Below are 19,047 nucleotides of genomic sequence, written 5' to 3'. Positions count from 1 at the left end.
GAAGCCGGAGATCGGGTCACCAATCAAACTCAACCGACAAGGCTCAACCGATCAATTCATCAGAGATGAGACTGGCCCGAAGCCTGTCCATCAGTAACTCTGCTGCTTCGCGCCCTTCAATCATTTCTGCGATACGGACCTTACGCTGACCATCACGAATCCGGATATGGAAATACTCTTTTGTGCTGTTGCCTGTGCTCGAACTACCCGCAGCTTTAAGTTCGAGTTGCTGAGCACTTCTGAATTCGGTACTGCGGCGCCAGAGCGCCCTTCCCATCCAGTAGCGCACGGTTTCAATCTTGCCATCCTCACATCGGCTCTCCAGTGACCGGCCAAGCCCAAACAAACCACCCAGGGCCATCGGCGTCCCCACAAGAAAGAATACGCCGCCCATAAAGTACAGGGTAACGCCCTCGGTGGCCGCCTGATTCAACATAAAGAGCCCTGCCCCTGCAAAGGCGATTCCGGCAAACATAAAAATGAGGAAAAAAGACAGATGTCGCCCTGCGGCACTATGAATAATAAAGTCATCACCGCTCAGCGTCATATCAAGGTTCTGACTGAGCGCGGCCTCGGCGGCGGCGACCTGGCTGCGCGATGCTTTACTTTGATGCTCGGTGGAAATGTCGAGAGTACTATTGGCGGCGCCCTCTACAACGGGCACTACAAACTGGCGCTGGAATTTCACTGGCTCAGTAGGGCCTTCGACTTCTACCCGCCAGATAACGGCTTTACGACCTTTGCGATAACTCTGAGGAAGTTCCGGGTCAGGGTTAAACACAAAATTAAGGCATGTTTCACCGTCGCTCTCTGTGACTTCAGGCAGCGTGCTGGATTGCCATAACAAGGTTTCACGCGTTGAACTGTTTTTACCGCTGGAGCGCGTCTGACGGACGCATTTCAATCTGACATTCCAACGCTCCCCCAAACCGGTTTTGTTGATTTTCAGAGTCCCGCCGACCTGTCCCTGTACCTGCCCGGGTACAGGGTTCAGATACAAAGGCGTGCGTCCGTAAAACAACCAGTTTTTCCGCGACCTGTACGCAGCTATACCCAGGCCAGCAGCGACCAAAGGAAATAAGAGGACGAGAAGAATGGCATGATTTCCAGATCTGAATTCAGAAGGCAAGCTCAGAACGGCAGGCAATGAGATCAACAGGAAAACCATCGACATAAATCCAAGCACCCAGTGCATCAGGTTCTGCCCTGAATAAACTACACCTGATGCGACATCTGCCTGACGCGCGGAATAGCGCCCAAACAACATAATCCCCGCCCCAGCGCCACCAAAGACAAGAACAAAAATCATCATAAAACCAATTTTTTCCCATCGGATATCCCTGACCAGATAACTTTCCGATGGATTATCCGGATTCACCCAGGCGGTAAGGACCTGACTGGCAGAGGCTCTGCGAATCTTATTCTCAGTCTTTGCATGCCAGTCACCAATATTGTCCGGAGATTCGTAGTAACTGATGCGGTTGCTTGAATAATCACGGTGATTGAAGCGATAGCTGTAGAGCCCCTCTAACGAATACGTCGTTGTATCACCATGATGGTATTCGATATCAATACGTTGAAGCGTGGCTGAAATCTGTGTCCAGCCAGAAGTCATAACGTGAAGACGGAGTGTATCCAGAGGACCAGAGAGCAATATTCCGATTGCCGGGCCAAGAAACATCAGACCAAAAATGAATGCACCGATACTACGCTTAGACGTAGTACCGGCTTCGCCTGTTTTTGATATGGACATCCCTGGCTCCCTGACTTTCGGTTGAATGATGACTGATGACTGTTATTCGTAGTCTAGCCAATCCACCTCGTCAGATCATCCGTCCAACCAGTTATGCGCTCATATCACTGCTGTTGAATTTCCGGAACGCTTCCTGCACCTCTTTTTCGCTCGGTATGTATTCTTTTTTGACCAGAATGATAAGGCTTTGTCCGAATACCCGTTCATCTGCCGCTGGGTGAATATTCACTTCGCCCCCTTACCGATACAGGCCAGTGGCGTTCCAATGTTAGACATCATCATCGCTGCCACCACATCTCGCCAGCAGTCACCTTCTAACCAAAGTGGATAGCGGAAGAAATGATCTTTATCGTGAGTGAACATATCTTCGATGATCAATTCTGATCCAGGAGACTCCATAGCACGACCCAGAATCTCCGGATATGAACGGATTGGACGAATCACCGACTTTACGCCCAACTTCGTCATACGGATGCGATTTTCATCCTCAACACACTCAACAATCACACGGTAAGCCAAGCCGTGTTCTTTCATGCGATAGCACAAAGTGGATACCTAAGCCGGTTAAAGAAGATGGTAGCCCATCCGGATAGTCAGTATTGAGTAGTACGACCGGTGTCTTACGGTGCATTTTATTCTGGCGTATCTGCTCAACAAACCGCCGGAAATAGATATCCCGATTCTACTTCGGAGAGTTAATTACAACGATGTGATTATTCATGATTCTGCTCCACTTTTCGGCGACCCTGTAAAAAGTATAAGAGACAGAATAAAAGCGTTAAGACCGTTTTATTATGAGAAATAATTTGAGAGATGATCGGGAATTATTAACCCTTCGACTGACGTAATTTAGTATCTTGCCTGGAGAGTTATGTATATCGGGCTTACTGGAATGCTTTGAGCCCAGGCAGCGCCAAGACTCCGTCCAATGTACGACTGACCTGATCCGACAAGGGATACCCGAGTCGTAACAGCCCTTCATCTGGGAAAGCACGCGTCCAGATCCCTTCATTGGCCAGGCAATCCTGCCAAATCAGCGGACATTCTGAACGTAACGTCAGGAATAATGGCGTACAACCAGCGAAGGCATCGCTGCGGCTGAGCGCATGGGACATCTGTGCCTGTAAATCCTTTAAACGATCAGACTGCATGGACTGCCAGGCTCTGTCGATCAAAGCTTGCTCTGCTAGCCGGAGTGTTAACGACGATAGCCCCCAGGGCCCAAGGTACGATGAGAGCGTGGCCAACATGTCAGGTTCTGCGAATACCGTACCGAACCGGATACCCGCCAGTCCGAAAAACTTACCCAAAGAGCGCAGAACGATAGTATTCTCTGGCCGGTGTTCTCCGAGCAAGCTGAGGTGTTGAGTGGCGTCCATAAAGGCCTCGTCGCAGATCAACGCGCCTCCCCGCTTTTCAAGAACAAAAGCCCATTCAAGTAGCTCAGGTTTAGGGAAGTAATAGCCAGTGGGGTTATCCGGATTCACCACTATAAGGACATCAGGCGCATCACCCGCTTTTAACGAGTGGCGGATATCCTCAATACTTTTCTGCTGAACATGATGGCCATGCATAGCCCAGCTCAATGCATGCTCCCCATAACTGCCACGAACAACCCACACAGCACATTCATCGAAGCATAAAGGCAAGCTGCGAATAGCCGCCTGACTTCCCGCAGTCGGAAGACCCGGCTCACCATAGTAAGCTACGATTGCTTCGCGGAGGCCCTCCTTTACCTCAGGCAGTGCCTGGCCCTCTACAGCCGACACCAGAGCATCGTCCGGGTTGTCAGTCCACCAGCTATAAGGACTGACCGCGGACGAAAGATCGAGCCAGTCTTTGTCACCATACCGCGCTATTGCACGCGTAAGGTCAGATCCGTGGGCAGCCGGTTTGATCGCTGTTTTCAGCTTCTTCACATTACACCAGTGACGTAATGCAATGACAGGCAGCAGAACACCATCAACGACAACTGAATGAGCAGAGCCTGTTTGACCAGACGAATCGCGCGTGGAATATCATCCACGCCGGCAGGCATACCACTGCCCATCACGGGCTTCTGTTTTATGGTGCCCTGATAGTCTGCGCGCTGACTTAATTTGCGGTTGAGCGCCCCTGCGCCAGCGGTCATCACCACGCCGCCGTTTGGACTGTCACAATATTTAGCCTGAGTTTTCCAGCAATCCAATGCCTTCTGGCGATGTTCGCCTGCGGCCAGTACAAATGAAAACGCAGTCAGCCGAGCGGGTAACCACGCCATGGTATCGTCCAGCCTGGCCGCAGCCCAGCCGAAATAAAAGTGGCGCTCTGTCCGGTAACCCCACATGGCATCCAGCGTATTCACCCAGCGGTGCAGTAAGGCGGCTTCGGCGCCACCAATAAGAAACCAGAATAAAGTCGCAAATAACGCATCCGAGGAGTTTTCCAGCGTGCTCTCGATACTGGCTTGAGCCACTTCATCGGCATCCAGTACCTGCGTATTACGGCTGACGATTTTGCCCAACTCTTCGCGGGCCGCTGGCAGATCGTCCGTCGCCAGACTGCGCCAGACATCAGACACATGCTCCTGCAAACTGTGCCAGCCAATACACAAGTAAAGAATCACCAGCTGCAACAAACAAGCGCTCACCAGCGACAGCGACGCAGAGGCCTGCAACAAACCAATAATCAGAACCAAAGGCGAAAGCGCAACGACGACTGCGATTGCACCAAGGATATAACCCGGTGCTCCCGGGAGCCTGTTTAACGCTCGCTCCAGCACTCCACTCCAGCGACCGAAACCCACGAGCGGGTGAAACTTCGATGGCTCTCCCAGCCGGGCGTCAAGGTACACACCGCTAACCAGAATGGCGGCGAGCAAGAGTGCCCCCCAGTGCAGTGAAAGTGCGTCCTGTTGAAACCAGAAAAACAGCATAAGCGGCCTGTGTCTTCAAAAAGTGGGCATACTGTAAAAGAAAAACCCCGCTTGCGTGAACAAGCGGGGTCTTTTAAAGAGTGGAGTCGGTCTATAAGCCGGGTTCTGTGTTAAACAGTCATTCGTCTAGGCCTGCAATCACTCGCAGGCTCAAGCGACCTACCCGTTCCCAGCGTGGGCCACGCCTTGTACCTCAAGGGTAACAGGGAACCTATTTGGTCTTGCTTCGGGTGGAGTTTACCGTGCCACGAACTGTTACCAGACGCGCGGTGCGCTCTTACCGCACCCTTTCACCCTTACCTGATCCGCAAAAGCGGCCATCGGCGGTTTACTCTCTGCTGCACTGGTCGTGGGCTCACGCCCCCCAGGCGTTACCTGGCACCTTGCCCTATGAAGCCCGGACTTTCCTCCCCCTGCTTGCGCAGGCAGCGACTGTCTGGCCGACTCCGGCGCGGAGTTTAACGGAAAGCGATTGCTGTCGCACTCTTATTTCCGCTATTCGCTCTTATCTCAGTTGTTCAACAGAGGCGTAAAAACCTTCTCCCAGAGAGTCTGGTACTTCTGCTTATGCCAGCCGATGTGGCCAATACGTTTCTGACCAATCTCCTCTGGGCTGACCACCACCTTGGTAATGTCAGCACCGGTGAAGAAACTGTGCAGCTTATCGACGTTCGCCATCGACATCATGTCGTCATCGGTAAAGGCGACGCAGCTGATTGGACAGGTAACCCTGGCAAATCGCTGTCGTAACCAGTCGCCTTCGACGCCAACACAATAATCGCCATTCAGGCACCAACGTCGCCATTGCATAATGACGCCCTTCGGCAGGTCACACATGACCTTAAGTCGGTTGCCGGGGAAGTAACCCAATAACGGTACGGTCGCGGGCACCAGCCCATACCAGAGAAACCAGGCAACACGCTTAGTAGGCGCTGCATTCATCCACCATGTGCCTGTACCCGCGCCGACAGAGATCGCACGATCAATGCCTTTTGTTGACGGCATCATACCAAGAATATGCGTGCCAACGCTGTGACCGATCCAGGTCAATGGCAGCTCCGGAAATCTCGCCTTAACAAACTCCAGTAAAGCGACACTGTCATTGTTTGCCCAGCTCAATTTGTCACTGCGGCTGTGCTTCACATGAGACTGGATTGAGAGCCCGATTCCATCGTAATCGTAGGTCACGACCTCAAACCCCTGAAGAGTCAGCCAATGAGCAAAGTCATCGTACAGGTACTGCGCCACCCCTGTTGCAGGAGCAATAACACATACGCCTTTCACATCACTCGCAGCCGCCCTGAAAACACGGGCGGTAATGCTGTGACCAGCGGGAGTCGGTACTTTCACGATTTCTGGATCGCTGCCAGCCTGCTTTTCCGCGCTCTTTTCTTTCACCTGATCAATCACTGTTGCCTCCATCAGAACCTGGCCATAATAAAATTTAAGAAACGAAGAATGGTCAGCATCTCTTCTTCACTGAACTCATCCGAAAAAATATCGTTCATCGTCGCGATCATCGGCTGGAGCCGCTTTAACTTGTCCTGGCCATCAGGGGTGACTCTGAGCACCACGGCACGCGCATCCTCTGTCGACGAGGCTCGCGCCAGAAGACCGTTTTTTTCCATACGGGAAACCAGACCCGTAATCGCAGATTTATTCAGTTCCAGTGTTTGCGCGACGTCTTTCTGCTGACAGTCATGCTTGCTGGCAATCACCATCAACGCCGCCATCTGAGTCATAGACGCCTCAAGTTCTTTCTCGCACGCCTGATCCATAAAGCGGAACAACTTCTTCTGCGCCATATTCATCAGGAAAAAGAGTCGTTTATCCATGATCATTTATCTCAAACCAGAAAACTAGTTCACATATAAACATCACTTGGTTTACATGTAAACAATCGCACAAAGGCAAAGTACAGCCATAAAAAAAGGGCCCGCAGGCCCTTTGACTAAATGATGAGAGCAGAATCTCTGCTACTGATACTCAACGAGACACCGTCGTCGTAAAGTTAACGACCGGACAACTGGCTTCCTCTTTCAGCAGGGGCGAGCGTGAGCAATTCATGACCCTGTTTGTGATGGTACCCACAAACCCTGAACAGTCGTTATCCTGATTGTGTAAAGACCGGTGATCAAAAGATATCCCAGCAGCAGATACCCCCAGTACCGGCAGGCTCAGGCCTTGCCCTGAATCTCAAGAGCCCGCTGGTAAAGCGCTTTTTTATTCTCGCCCGTCAGCTCCGCGATAACGGCAGCGGCTTTTTTGGGTGGTAACTCTGCAAGTAGCAGACGGAATAGTTTATCGGTGTCGAACGCCGTTGCCGTCGCAGGCTCTGGGTTTCCTGCCACCATGACAACAAACTCTCCCTTGGTCTGATCGTCATCGGCCAGCAGTTGCTCCCGAACGGTTTGGAGGGTGCCGTGATAAAAACTCTCGTAGGTTTTGGTGAGTTCGCGTGCGACACAGGCCGCACGGTCTTCGCCAAACGCTTCAACCATCAGGGTCAGAGTTTCGAGAATACGGTGCTTGGACTCGTAAAACACCAGAGTGGCCGTCTCATTCACCAGAGGTTCCAGACGTTCACGACGACCGCCTGCCTTGTGCGGCAGAAAGCCCTCGAAAAGAAAACGGTCGGTTGGTAGCCCCGCTGCACTCAAGGCGGTAATCAGAGCACTGGGGCCCGGAACAGGCGTCACGCTGAAGCCCTGTTCGCGCAGTGCCTGAACAAGAGGGTAACCCGGGTCAGAGATAAGTGGCGTTCCTGCATCCGATACCAATGCCATCGAACGACCATCGGTAAGGTGCTGGGCGATCTGAGAAATACGGTCCCGCTCATTGTGATCATGGACCGACATCATCACTTTGCGCAGCCCCAGGTGTTGCAGTAATTTCTGCGTATGTCTGGTATCCTCGCAGGCTACTACATCGACATCAGTCAGCACGCTGACAGCGCGCTCGCTGAGGTCTGCCAGATTACCAATCGGGGTGGCGACGACGTACAGAACGCCACTCTGAGCTTTGGTCGGATGAGAAATCATGCGGGACACCGTATCTGAAAAACGCTTGCTGAAAACCTGGTCGCAATTCCTGCTTCCAGCTTTGACTGTTGCCACTCTGGCATCGGGCCTGTCGGGGTGTGCAACGACCCCGGATGAAACGACTACCCCCGGCGCAGAAATCCGCCCGGAGGTAGAGCAACAACTGCGGGCTGTGCGCCAGATGGCCGAATCGGGCGAGTTTGGCAACGCCAGCCAGCAATTGCAACAACTGGATGTCAGCAGCTTGTCGCCAGCCGCTCGCGCAGAGTGGCACCTGCTGATGGCAGAAAGTCAGATTGGCGCAATGAACATTGAGGCCGCGGCCTATCAATTGCAGCAGTTCGAAATGTTGCAGAATTACGCCAGCCAACAACAGGAATACCGCGCGACTCTGATATCTGCCCAGATCCTTGAGGCCGACGGTGAGTTCCTGGCCGCAGCCCGCGAACGCGACTTTATCTCTGCCGTGCTCGAAGGCGAAAAGCAGACAGACAACTACAACCAGCTCTGGGACGACCTCCAGCGCCTGGCGCCTGAAGAACTTCAGCAACGTGCTGACAATGCCCCAGACACACGCTTCGGAGCCTGGTTGACTCTGGCAGCCATTAGCCGTGACCACCAGCTGACTCTTGATGAGCAACTTGCTGGTGTAAAAGAGTGGCAATTCATGAACCCGGATCATCCGGCCTCATTCCAGCTTCCCGGCGCTCTGGCACTTCTCGAAGATATGGCGGCATCACGTCCACAGCGTGTTGCCCTGTTATTACCCTTGAGTGGCGCACTCGCCAGCTCGGGCAAAGCCATCCGCGACGGCTTTATGGCCGCATACTACGAAACCCTGGGTAAAGGTTACCCTGCCCCTGCGGTCACTATCATCGACGCAACTAGTATGGAGTCTGTCGATCAGGCCTACGCGCAGGCGATTCAATCAGGTAGCCAATGGTTGGTTGGCCCGCTTGATAAGCAGGATGTGCAGCAACTTGAAGAACGCACTACTCTGCCCCTGCCCACACTGGCCCTGAACTACGGCAGCAAACAGGCAACACCATTCTCGACTCTGCCACCTGAGCTGTTTCAGTTTGGTCTTGCTGCCGAAGATGAGGCTATTCAGATTGCTGAAAAAGCCTGGCAGGACGGTCATCGCCGCGCTCTGGTGATGATTCCTGAGGGCGGTTGGGGCGAACGTATTTATGCCGCGTTTGAAGCGCGCTGGTTGGAGCTCGGTGGAGAAATCGAAGAAACACTTCAGTACCCTCGCCGCGCGCAGGACTACAACCCAGCGATCAGCCGCCTGTTGAATGTCGACAGCAGTAAGAATCGTTACCGCACGGTACGCAGTCTGATGCGTGAACCAGTAGAGTTTGAACCCCGCCGCCGTCAGGACGCCGACTGGCTGTTCCTTGTCGCGCTGCCAGAACAGGCGCGTCAGATTAAACCAACACTGGCCTTTAATTTCGCCGGAGACCTGCCTGTCTACGCAACGTCCCATGTATTCTCAGGCGAAGTTGATGTACGTAAAGACCGGGACCTCAATGGCATCTATTTCTGCGATGTTCCCTGGTTACTGCACGACACCTCACTGAAAGCTGAAGTCGACGATGTCACCGGCGGTCAGGGCGGATTCACCCGGCTGTATGCGATGGGTGCCGATGCCTTCCGCTTGGTCGCCCGTGTTAAACAGCTTGAGGCTTTCCCTGAAAGCCGTATTTATGGCAACACAGGTGCTCTGACGCTGGATAATGCACGACACATTCATCGTAGTACTGACTGCACTCGTTTCCGTAGCGGTAAGCCGGTAAAACTGTCTGAGAGCAGAGGTCCGGAAACCACCGACGACTGATTCTGATCATACGCCATGGAGGGCTTATGTGGTTTAACTCAGAAACGCGAGCCACAACGCGGGGCAAAGGCACTGCGGTGGAACTCGAAGCAGAGAAATTTCTGCAAAAGAAAGGACTTCGGAAGGTTACCCGTAACTACCTGATTAAAGGTGGTGAAATCGACCTGATCATGCGGGATGGCGAGGTTCTGGTTTTTATTGAAGTGCGCTATCGCCAGTCCGAAGAGCATGGCTCAGGTGCTGAGACAGTCACCTACCAGAAACAACGGCGCCTGCGCCGGGCTGCATTGCATTACCTCCAGAAGCATTACGGAAATCGCGAGCCTGACTGCCGCTTTGATGTTATCTCCGCCAGCGGTAACCCCGTAATATTTGAGTGGATATCTGACGCTTTCTGAAATGCGTCTTTTTCTTTATGATGGCGACAGGTTTATTCGGGAGTTAGTCTGTGCAAGATCGTATTATCGGCCACTTCGGCGCCAGCATCGAAACCAAAACACTCGCCGCTGAAGAGCTGCCACCCTATATCGAGCATGCATCACAGATGATGGTTAATGCACTGATCAGTGGCGGAAAAATTCTTACCTGCGGTAATGGTGGTTCTGCGGGTGACGCACAGCACTTCTCTTCTGAACTTCTGAACCGGTTCGAGCGTGAACGTCCCAGCCTTCCGGCCATTGCGCTGACGACTGATCCATCCACGATTACCTCAATCGCTAACGACTACAGCTACAACGAAGTCTTCAGCAAACAGATTCGTGCTCTGGGCAATCCCGGCGATGTACTGCTGGCTATCTCAACCAGTGGTAACTCAAGTAACGTTGTTCAGGCCATTCAGGCTGCGCATGAACGCGATATGGTGGTCGTTGCTCTCTCAGGGAAAGATGGCGGTCATATGACGTCACTGCTGACCGCTGAAGATGTAGAGATCCGGGTACCGAGTGATGTCACAGCCCGCATTCAGGAAGTTCACCTGGTCGTGATTCACTGCCTGTGCGATCTGATCGATTGCGCGCTCTTCGGTGAAGAATAACTGGCTGAAGAATAACTGGGTGAAGAATAGCTAGAGTCACGTTCAACATTGAGCGGGGGTAATCTGCCGCTCAGTGCCTCCCTTGCTTCACTCGGTAAAATCCCCGTCCAGCGACGAAAACTACGGCGAAAATTGGCACCATCTCCCAGCCGCAGCGCGTCTGCAATATCTTCGTTACTCCCGCACTCAAAGTGCATCAGCTCGAGGCTGTATCTCAGACGGATCTGATCCCCGACTTGCTGATATCGCATCCCATCGACCGCCAGATAACGCTTAAGAGTCGCGCTGCTGATTCCGAAGTAACTGGCCGTGTCCGACAACGATGGAAGCTCAGGAAACCTATGTGAGAGATAGCTTGCAACCTGCTCCGCAAACGACTCTGCCGGAATACCCGTCATCAGTGTTTTCGCCTGGGCGATCGCCATATCACGAATCCGTGGAGATCCAGTGGCCCAGGGACGCGATAAGAAAGCCTCCGGGATCGCCATAAAGCAGCCCCCTGCTCCTGCAGTGGTCTCCTCCCCACAGTAGACACGCATACGTCGCAGTTGTGCTGCATCACACTGCCCGGGGCAACAGATCCACCCAGAATTGTTTTCCTGACACTGCTCGCGGGTCACAGAAACCAGAGCTGTCATATAAGCTTCGCTTAGCAACTTCTCCGCGCGTGGACTCAACCCAAAAACATTCTGCCAATGAAGTACCCGATAACCGTTAAATTGACTCATGCATGGCACAAGCCCGGGAGCCAGCCAGTGCCTGAACTCACAAAGTATCTGCAGAAAATCGCCCAGATCCGTTGCCGTCGCAAGCGCCTGACTGAAAGGGCCCGCGTAACCCGGCCAAAGTCGAGCTCCCCAGCGCGATGCTATTTCATCCTGAGGCAGGTAGTGGGCAATGTTGTCCGCAAGAACCGCCAGTTGCCGTACATTGAACCGGACACCACCATTCATATGCGCTTGTGAGGCAAGGTCTTCCACGAAGATGCCAGTACCACGAAGCAACTTGTGCTGAGGCACATCCGATGCCAGCGCCAGATCCAGAAGCTGAGCCATGGGGTAGCAGGCCTGAAGATACTTATCTTCAGCCGTAAGCCAACCGCCTCTGCGTGTATGAGCGCCGGATTCGTTGTTCTTATGAATAATCGTAGGCCTCATGACACCAGGCTCATACCGGTTCCTGATACCGCACTCTGCAATGCGTCTGTTGCGCGTTTAACCAAGGCCTGCGGATCATCCATTGGCTGTCGGACACCGATACCGACATCTAACACCTGCTCGACCCTATGGTCTGAATCGGATAAGTGAAAACAGAAATGCTCCACGGCTGTGCGCAGGTTAACCGCCAGATCGCGGGCTTCAGAGGGGCGGGTATGGGGCATCAGAATAACGAGGCGATCTCTTGCAACCCGGCAGATAAGATCCTTCTGGCGCAGGTTCAGGATCAGATACTCACCGGTCTCACGCAACAGGCGGTCCGCCTCACGATAACCATAACGTCGCTCAAACTGGTTAAAGTCATGCAACTCGACGATCAGAGCGACCTGATGTGCCTGCTCATCTGCCCAGTCGGATGCCAGTGTCGCTTCAATCTGCTCGAAACGAGCAACCTGGCTAAGACCATCTAACCAGAGATGATCCCGGAAAACCTGCTCACGTTTCAGTAACTGTGTACGAATACTTAATTGTTCTTTATGCCAATGCCACAAACCGTACGTCAGTAGCCCTAACCCTATCGGCATGAGTACGGATTCCACTGCACTCTCCCATGCCTGAGTGCCGGCCAACGCGAAGAACTCATCCAACGTATCCTGCCACATCGCCAGAAACATAAACCCCAGCCCGAGCGTCAGAAGATTCGTCACGCGCCCAGCCGGGCGACTGCGTAGTACCATAAGTAACCAGATAACCAATGCCAGCGCGGTCGACCCCTCGCCCACAACATCTACCCAGTCAATCGCAGCCATGCCTTTGGGCGCCCCCAGGCCCGCCGATAAACCGGTCAGAAGCAATGCCATAGAACCGACAAGAAATAATTTTCGTGTATGTAATCGCAGCAGTGAATTCATTAATAGCTCCCGGAATAGCCCGCCACTAAAGACGCTAGAAAGATCTTTTAAAAACGCTAGAAAAGACGCTAAAACAGACGGACTAGTTTGCCAGAACAATATGACAAAACGTCGGGGGTCGGATCAGCTCACTCAGAATGCGCCTGAATCGAAAAATAGTATTTCTGAGCAGCAGGTAATAGCGACATACCCACTCAAATCCAGCCATTGCAGCTCACTGGATCATTATTCGCGCTGGTCATAACAGCTCAATTGCATACTTAAACGGCCCATTTCCGAGGCATACATCAAGCGCGGGATGTATTCCGTCACGCCACTGTCACATTTCATTTTTAGGGTCTGCCCAACTCATGCCTATCTCAAAAAAATCATGAATGGAGCAATCTCATGACATTTCGCACGGTGCCGCTGGTAGCAGCAATCGCACTTCTCAGTTCTGGCCAGGCATTGGCTGATCAGAATCCATCAATGACAGAAAAAAATGCTGATGACGAAATTGTCGTTGTTGGTCAGGCAGCACGTATGCAGCGTGCACTGGAGCGCGAGCGCTTTGCCGATAACACCATCAGTGCTGTCGATGCCGATGCCATTGGTGAACTCCCTGACGCCAACGCCGCTGAAGCATTGCAACGTATTCCTGGCCTTTCTATTGAACGTGACCAGGGCGAAGGCCGCTTCGTCCGCATCCGCGGTGTCGGCGCTGAACTGAATGCGGTAACAGTCAACGGTGTTCAGGTACCAGCACCAGAAGCTGGCAGCCGTGCAGTTGCACTGGATGTTATTCCATCGACTCTGCTCAGCTCGCTTACTGTGACTAAAACGCTGACTCCAGACATGGATGCCAATGCCATTGGCGGTACCGTCGACATTAAAAGTATTTCTGCCCTCGATAAAGAAGGCGCCTTTGCCACAGCAAAAGCGGAAGCGGCTTACGATGAGCAAAGCGAAAATACCAACCCGTCTCTGGCCGTCTCGGCAGGTAATGCCTTTGAGCTGGACGGTGAAAAGCGCTTGGGCGTTGCCCTGGCCCTGAGCTGGGATGACCGAAAGTTCGGCTCGGATAACGTTGAAACCGGCGGCGGCTGGGATCTTGAAGAAGACCCTGCGGTACTGGATGAAATCGAGATGCGCGAGTACAGCATTAATCGCGAACGTGTCGGTGCCGCACTGAACCTTGAGCTGGAACTGAATAAAGATCACCGCTTTTATATGAACAATCTCTACAGCCGTTTTTCCGATGAAGAACAACGTCTGGCGATTGTCAGTGAATTTTCCGAAGGCGTAACTGCAGGTACAGAAATTGATGGTGCCGTTGCCCGTGAGCTTAAAGACCGGGAAGAAACACAGACCATTATGTCTTCCGTTGTAGGCGGCGAGCATTTCCTCGGTGACTGGATTGTTGAATATAAGCTGGGGGCCAGTAAGGCCTCTGAAGACGAGCCAGACGGCATTGCTGGCGCCGTATTTGAGAGCAGCGATGACATTACTGGCCTGTCATTCGGTAACAGTCGACGCCCTGTTGTCAGTGGCCCCGCCGCTTTCTATGACCCGGCGCAGTTCGAGCTCACTGAAATTGAATCTGAAAGTAACCTGACTGAAGACATTCAGCGTCAGGCTCAACTCGACATCAGCCGCGACCTGCTGATCAACGAACGTTTCGCTACTCTTAAGGGCGGTGCAAAAGCAGTCAAACGTCGTAAAACTCAGGACGGTGACGTCTGGGTTTACGAGGACTTCGGCGCTGTATCCACCAGCATGGCCGATTATGCAGAGGGCGATCGGGATTACTCTCTGGGCCAGTTTGGACCGGGTATCAACAAAGACTCTGTTCGTAACCTGATGTCAGGCCTTGATCGCGATGCAGCCTACGACGAAGAAGAGTCCACTCTCGCAGATTACAGCATCAACGAGAACATCACGGCCGCGTACCTGATGGGCAGCATGGATGTGACCAATGATCTGCATGTGATCGCAGGTGTCCGCCATGAAATGACTGACACCGAACTGGCAGGCAATGCTCTGACCACAGACGATGAGCTGATCCGCACCGAAACGGACAACGACTACAGCCACACGCTACCGGCACTCCTGACGCGCTGGAATATCAACCGTTCAACCCAGATGCGTGCCGCGTGGACCAATGCTGTCGTACGTCCGACCTTTGAACAGATGAGTCCTAATTTCACGGACGACGGCGAAGAAGCTGAAATGGGAAACCCAGAACTGGATGCGCTTGAATCAGCCAACTTTGATCTGGGCATTTCTCACTACATGGGATCAACCAGCGTCGTTTCTGCAGCCCTGTTCTATAAAGACATCAGTAACTTTATCTATGAATCAGACATCGCGGGCTCTACCGGTTACGAAGACTACGATGAAGTCATCACTTTCCAGAACGGTGACGACGCTGAACTGAAAGGCCTCGAGCTGGCATTTTCCCATCAGTTCAGCAGCCTGCCTGCACCGTTTAACGGTCTGCTGATGAGCGCGAACGCAACCTTCACCTCCAGTGATGCCACTGTCAGTGGCTTTGTTGACGGCGAACTGACCGAGCGTGATATTCAACTGCCGAACCAGTCTGACGTTACCGGTAACTTCATCGTGGGTTACGAGAACGATGTTTATAGCGTACGCCTGGCGACCAACTACAAGTCAGAATATCTGGCCGAAGTGAATAGCCTGGAGAACGACCTGTCGGACGTTTATCAGAGCAGTCAGACCCAGATGGATCTGAACGCAGCATACAGCGCAACCGACAACCTCAAAGTGACCTTTGAGATCGCCAACCTGACTGACGAGCCTTACTACAGCTATCAGAACAAAGAGCGCTACAACGCTCAGTACGAAGACTACGGCCCGACCTATCGTCTGGGTGTTCGCTTCACTAATTTCTGATTCTTGATCACCGATCGTTTATCACTGCGTCATCAATGACGCAAAAGCAGGTGCCGGCCCAAGCCGATACAGGCCGGTACCTGCCTCCCGAATACCTGATACGGATACACCATGAAAGCACACCAAACTAAGCTGAAAATGCTTTTTACAGCCACCGCAATAAGCTCTGCGTTTATAAGCGGATGTGCGAGTCACTCAGAGTCACCTGATCATAGTTTCAACCTTGATTCGACTCCTGCCAACCTGAACGTTCACGCAACAGGTATCACAGCGGAAACCGGTTGGCAGTTACACTCGCAGAGCTGGATTCTCACCACCAACAACGGCCTGACGCTCGATAATAGAAGCCTCACAGGCAACTTTCGCGCAGAGTATGGCGACCAGCGTGGTGACCTGATAGTCACTGTCAACGACAGTGCTAAAACCCTGGTCGCTCATCATCTCGGTAAACAGCAGACCGTTTCATCCCAGCCATTATCTTTTGCAGTTGAGGGACTGTGTCTTTACCAGCCCGATAATCAGACCACACAGCTTTTTATTCTCGGCGACGACCACCTGGCACGCCAGTACTTATTGGATATCGACAAGAAAAATGTACTGACAGAAATCCGCACGCTACCACTACCACCAGAGACAGAAAATTGCGTCGTCAGTGATGACCTTAATACGCTTTACGTCAGTGAAGAGAGCATGGGAGTCTGGGCTTATGCCGCTTCTGCCGAGGCGCCGTATTCGCGAACGGCAGTCGACCTGGTCGCGCCCTATGGAAACCTTCCGGAAAATGCAGGCGCGTTATCCATCGTTGGAAATCAGTTGATCGTTGCCAGCACGGGCGAACGCTATATCAGTAGCTACACAATCGGGCCCACCAGCGCCGCAGAACCACAGCAGTGGGTGCTGAATGATGGTTTCGAAATTGAAACTTTCCGCGCCTGGACTTCCGGTGAAGAGGTGCGTTTTTCAGCGTTTGACGATGCATCAGGTGAGCTTTTTCAAGGCATTCTTCCACTGACTGACATTTCACCTATTGACGTCCCGGTAACGCACTCGGTCACACCAACCGCTGAAACTACGCGCGTTATTTCTGCCGGTGACGCCGCAGATGATCCGGCGATCTGGGTAAACAGCAATAATGCAGAAGCCAGCCTGATTCTGGGCACCGATAAACAGTATGGTCTGGATGTCTACGACTTAACGGGTAAGCTGAAACAGAGGCTGGACAATGGACGTCTGAACAACGTTGATGTCCGCTACAATCAGAAACTTGCCGGCAAGGTCGTTGATATCGCCGCCGCCAGTCACCGGGATCTGAGCGCCATCAGCCTGTTTGCCATCGATCAGACTTCAGGACACGTTTCCTGGGTGAACGATATAAAAACCCAACTCGATGATGTCTACGGCCTGTGCATGGCTCAGACCAACCAGGGCACTTACGTCTTTATTAATGATCAGGACGGCCGCTACGAGCAGTATAAAGTCATTTCTGAAAACGATACCTGGTCAGCGAAGCGGGTACGGGAGTTCGTCCTTCCTTCTCAACCAGAAGGCTGCGTTGCCGATGATAAAAACAATCGCCTTTTTGTCGGCGAAGAGGCGGCCGGCGTCTGGCTGACGTCCATTTCTGCAGATACTGCACCGGACCCGAAGTTAATCATTGAAGTAGATGACAACCTCGTTGCCGATGTCGAAGGCATGTCGATTTATCACGGTACCGAAACAAGTTATCTGGTGGTCAGTAGTCAGGGCGATGACAGCTACGTACTTTACTCAAGTGAAGCTCCTTATGAGTATGTTGGCCGGTTTAACATCGCAATGAACGCCGCTACGGGAATTGATGGAGCATCGGAAACCGACGGACTCGACGTAACCTCAGCAGCCCTCGGCAGTGCCTATCCGGATGGTTTGCTGGTCGTTCAGGATGGTCGGAATGTAATGCCCACGGAAAACCAGAATTACAAGCTGGTGAGCTGGTCAGACATTGCGCGTGAACTCAACCTCTGAGCACCGCAGATAGGTGTAAACAGAAAAAAGAAAGCCCGGTTGCCAACTTGGTTAATTACCCTAGTTGATAACCCTAGCTAATTACCATCGTTGATTTCCGGGCTTTTTCTTTTTACCAGTAAGGCGCGCTGGCGCTAATCTTTTAATCGATTAATCCCGAGCGCCTTCAAGGTATATTTCTCGAAGACGGGCTCAGATGAACCTGTTTTCATTTTATGCATGAAGTATTTTTCAAACGCGACCTTGGCAAGGTGCACCCACTTCCCTTTTTTGAACCAGGTGACATTTCTTGGTGGAATCTGAGGAATCGCGACAAACGCTGCGCCGGTATCACCCATGTCCGCAAGACAGATCGCACTCCACGTGCCCTTGGCATCTGCCACTCCCCCTTCGATGTCAGCTTTTAAATTATGCGCAATGGCCGTCATCATGGATTCAATCATGTACCCTGTTTTTGGAGTACCCGTCGGCACAGGGGTTTCCTCAACCGGAGGAATTGCGACGCATACACCCGCCGAATAAATATTGCTCCATTTCGTATTGCGCTGATGCTCATCAATCAGAACAAACCCTTTCGGATTGCACAGCCCTTCGACGGCAGCAACGGGATCAACGCCTGCAAATGAAGGCAACATCATGGAGTGATTAAATGGCAGTTCGTGCTCTTTTTTCAGCGAGCCGTCATCGTTCAGTTCTTCGACATACATAACGCCATCACCGACTTTGGTTACCTTGGCGTTGGTAATCCACTTAATGTGACGATTACGCAGTTCACTCTCAAGCATCGACTTCGAGTCACCAACACCGCCAAGCCCCAAATGACCGATGTAGGGTTCACTGGTTACATAAGTCATTGGAACCCGATCCCGTACCTTACGGTTTCTGAGTTCTTTATCGAGGATAAAGGCGTACTCATACGCAGGGCCAAAGCAAGAAGCGCCGGGCATCGCGCCAACGATCACATGACCCGGGTCATTCGATAATTTATCAACATCATCAAGGCAGGTTTCTGCGTGGTCGAGCGCGCAGATAGACTGTGTAAATCCCCCGTGAGGGCCAGCACCTTCAACCGCAGCGAAGTTCAGCTTAGGTCCAGTAGCAATGACCAGATAATCGTAGGCTTCAGTTGATCCGTCGGCCAGGGTCAGCTGGTTTTCATCCGGATTAATTGCCGTCACCGCCTGGGCAATGAATTCGATGCCTTTCTTTTCCAGATAAGGTCGGATGGGAAAACTGGTATCCGGGCGCTTGCGCCAACCCACAGCGATCCAAGGATTAGACGGGACGAACCAGAAATCCTCGCGCTCGTTGATGACGGTGACCTGATGCTCTTTGCCCAACAACTCACGAATTTCATAAGAACCAGCCATTCCGCCGGTGCCTGCGCCAAGAATTACTACACGTGCCATGAGAGTCCCTCCGGATTCAGTACTTCCTTTTAGATTACTCCTATTTTCTAAAATAACCATATAGTAATAAAGTATAAGAACAGGCAGAGAAGC

General features: G+C 52.4%; 15 protein-coding genes and 1 other RNA gene. 5 read left to right on the top strand and 11 right to left on the bottom strand.

The window, feature by feature from the left end:
• Positions 1–43: 43 nt before the first annotated feature.
• From AC5E51_RS00875 to rsmI, 8 genes are all read right to left on the bottom strand, one after another.
• Complete coding sequence (locus tag AC5E51_RS00875) at positions 44–1,753, bottom strand: DUF3592 domain-containing protein (RefSeq protein ID WP_491777960.1); 1,710 nt, start codon at positions 1,751–1,753, stop codon at positions 44–46.
• 225 nt (positions 1,754–1,978) lie between these two features.
• Positions 1,979–2,287, bottom strand: a complete 309-nt coding sequence (locus AC5E51_RS00870) for a hypothetical protein (protein ID WP_491777959.1) — start codon at positions 2,285–2,287, stop codon at positions 1,979–1,981.
• Positions 2,288–2,637: 350 nt separating this feature from the next.
• Positions 2,638–3,672, bottom strand: a complete 1,035-nt coding sequence (locus AC5E51_RS00865; protein ID WP_491777958.1) for an aminotransferase class I/II-fold pyridoxal phosphate-dependent enzyme — start codon at positions 3,670–3,672, stop codon at positions 2,638–2,640.
• Positions 3,669–4,667 carry an adenosylcobinamide-phosphate synthase CbiB gene (gene cbiB, locus AC5E51_RS00860; RefSeq protein WP_491777957.1) on the bottom strand — a complete coding sequence of 333 codons (999 nt, stop codon included), beginning with the start codon at positions 4,665–4,667 and terminating at the stop codon, positions 3,669–3,671. Before cbiB ends, AC5E51_RS00865 begins: the two co-directional genes overlap by 4 nt.
• 78 nt (positions 4,668–4,745) lie before the next feature.
• An RNA gene (rnpB, locus tag AC5E51_RS00855) (RNase P RNA component class A) lies at positions 4,746–5,115 on the bottom strand.
• Between the two features lie 62 nt (positions 5,116–5,177).
• Entirely contained in the window at positions 5,178–6,077 is a 900-nt protein-coding gene (locus tag AC5E51_RS00850) for an alpha/beta hydrolase family protein (RefSeq protein WP_491777956.1), read from the bottom strand.
• 11 nt (positions 6,078–6,088) lie between these two features.
• A complete protein-coding gene (locus AC5E51_RS00845; protein WP_297532385.1) occupies positions 6,089–6,502 on the bottom strand; it encodes a MarR family winged helix-turn-helix transcriptional regulator in 414 nt (137 codons plus the stop codon).
• A gap of 342 nt (positions 6,503–6,844) precedes the next feature.
• On the bottom strand, positions 6,845–7,708 hold the full coding sequence (gene rsmI, locus AC5E51_RS00840; RefSeq protein WP_297532387.1) for a 16S rRNA (cytidine(1402)-2'-O)-methyltransferase: 864 nt from the start codon (positions 7,706–7,708) through the stop codon (positions 6,845–6,847).
• On the opposite strand from rsmI, the gene AC5E51_RS00835 reads away from it, so the two are divergent.
• The 3 genes from AC5E51_RS00835 to AC5E51_RS00825 are packed head-to-tail and all read left to right on the top strand — an operon-like array spanning position 7,707 to position 10,581.
• The gene (locus AC5E51_RS00835) at positions 7,707–9,548 is read left to right on the top strand and encodes a penicillin-binding protein activator (RefSeq protein ID WP_491777955.1); all 1,842 of its coding nucleotides are present in this window, start codon (positions 7,707–7,709) and stop codon (positions 9,546–9,548) included. The genes rsmI and AC5E51_RS00835 overlap by 2 nt on opposite strands.
• Before the next feature lie 26 nt (positions 9,549–9,574).
• Positions 9,575–9,946, top strand: coding sequence for a YraN family protein (locus tag AC5E51_RS00830; protein ID WP_068438733.1), 372 nt, complete (start codon positions 9,575–9,577; stop codon positions 9,944–9,946).
• 50 nt (positions 9,947–9,996) lie between these two features.
• Positions 9,997–10,581 carry a phosphoheptose isomerase gene (locus tag AC5E51_RS00825; RefSeq protein ID WP_068438731.1) on the top strand — a complete coding sequence of 195 codons (585 nt, stop codon included), beginning with the start codon at positions 9,997–9,999 and terminating at the stop codon, positions 10,579–10,581.
• Here the strand turns inward: AC5E51_RS00825 and AC5E51_RS00820 are convergent.
• A complete protein-coding gene (locus tag AC5E51_RS00820; RefSeq protein WP_301377005.1) occupies positions 10,533–11,738 on the bottom strand; it encodes a helix-turn-helix domain-containing protein in 1,206 nt (401 codons plus the stop codon). The genes AC5E51_RS00825 and AC5E51_RS00820 overlap by 49 nt on opposite strands.
• Positions 11,735–12,649 carry a diguanylate cyclase domain-containing protein gene (locus tag AC5E51_RS00815; protein WP_491777954.1) on the bottom strand — a complete coding sequence of 305 codons (915 nt, stop codon included), beginning with the start codon at positions 12,647–12,649 and terminating at the stop codon, positions 11,735–11,737. Before AC5E51_RS00815 ends, AC5E51_RS00820 begins: the two co-directional genes overlap by 4 nt.
• 387 nt (positions 12,650–13,036) lie before the next feature.
• Here AC5E51_RS00815 and AC5E51_RS00810 point away from each other — a divergent pair, with 387 nt between their 5' ends.
• On the top strand, positions 13,037–15,544 hold the full coding sequence (locus tag AC5E51_RS00810; RefSeq protein ID WP_301377007.1) for a TonB-dependent receptor: 2,508 nt from the start codon (positions 13,037–13,039) through the stop codon (positions 15,542–15,544).
• A gap of 111 nt (positions 15,545–15,655) precedes the next feature.
• The gene (locus AC5E51_RS00805) at positions 15,656–17,545 is read left to right on the top strand and encodes a phytase (protein WP_491777953.1); all 1,890 of its coding nucleotides are present in this window, start codon (positions 15,656–15,658) and stop codon (positions 17,543–17,545) included.
• Positions 17,546–17,679: 134 nt separating this feature from the next.
• Here AC5E51_RS00805 and AC5E51_RS00800 read toward each other — a convergent pair whose 3' ends face one another.
• Complete coding sequence (locus AC5E51_RS00800; RefSeq protein WP_491221600.1) at positions 17,680–18,954, bottom strand: NAD(P)/FAD-dependent oxidoreductase; 1,275 nt, start codon at positions 18,952–18,954, stop codon at positions 17,680–17,682.
• Between the last annotated feature and the right edge of the window lie 93 nt (positions 18,955–19,047).

The organism is Thalassolituus sp., from assembly GCF_984348125.1.
This window is presented reverse-complemented; position numbering and strand designations above follow the sequence as displayed.

Excerpts from the sequence above, each read along its gene's own strand:
- AC5E51_RS00810 (WP_301377007.1), top strand. The coding sequence starts at position 13,037 with ATGACATTTCGCACGGTGCCGCTGGTAGCAGCAATCGCACTTCTCAGT.
- AC5E51_RS00800 (WP_491221600.1), bottom strand. The coding sequence starts at position 18,954 with ATGGCACGTGTAGTAATTCTTGGCGCAGGCACCGGCGGAATGGCTGGT.
- AC5E51_RS00805 (WP_491777953.1), top strand. The coding sequence starts at position 15,656 with ATGAAAGCACACCAAACTAAGCTGAAAATGCTTTTTACAGCCACCGCA.
- AC5E51_RS00870 (WP_491777959.1), bottom strand. The coding sequence starts at position 2,287 with ATGAAAGAACACGGCTTGGCTTACCGTGTGATTGTTGAGTGTGTTGAG.
- cbiB (WP_491777957.1), bottom strand. The coding sequence starts at position 4,667 with ATGCTGTTTTTCTGGTTTCAACAGGACGCACTTTCACTGCACTGGGGG.
- AC5E51_RS00835 (WP_491777955.1), top strand. The coding sequence starts at position 7,707 with ATGCGGGACACCGTATCTGAAAAACGCTTGCTGAAAACCTGGTCGCAA.
- AC5E51_RS00815 (WP_491777954.1), bottom strand. The coding sequence starts at position 12,649 with ATGAATTCACTGCTGCGATTACATACACGAAAATTATTTCTTGTCGGT.
- rsmI (WP_297532387.1), bottom strand. The coding sequence starts at position 7,708 with ATGATTTCTCATCCGACCAAAGCTCAGAGTGGCGTTCTGTACGTCGTC.
- AC5E51_RS00845 (WP_297532385.1), bottom strand. The coding sequence starts at position 6,502 with ATGGATAAACGACTCTTTTTCCTGATGAATATGGCGCAGAAGAAGTTG.
- AC5E51_RS00830 (WP_068438733.1), top strand. The coding sequence starts at position 9,575 with ATGTGGTTTAACTCAGAAACGCGAGCCACAACGCGGGGCAAAGGCACT.
- AC5E51_RS00875 (WP_491777960.1), bottom strand. The coding sequence starts at position 1,753 with ATGTCCATATCAAAAACAGGCGAAGCCGGTACTACGTCTAAGCGTAGT.
- AC5E51_RS00820 (WP_301377005.1), bottom strand. The coding sequence starts at position 11,738 with ATGAGGCCTACGATTATTCATAAGAACAACGAATCCGGCGCTCATACA.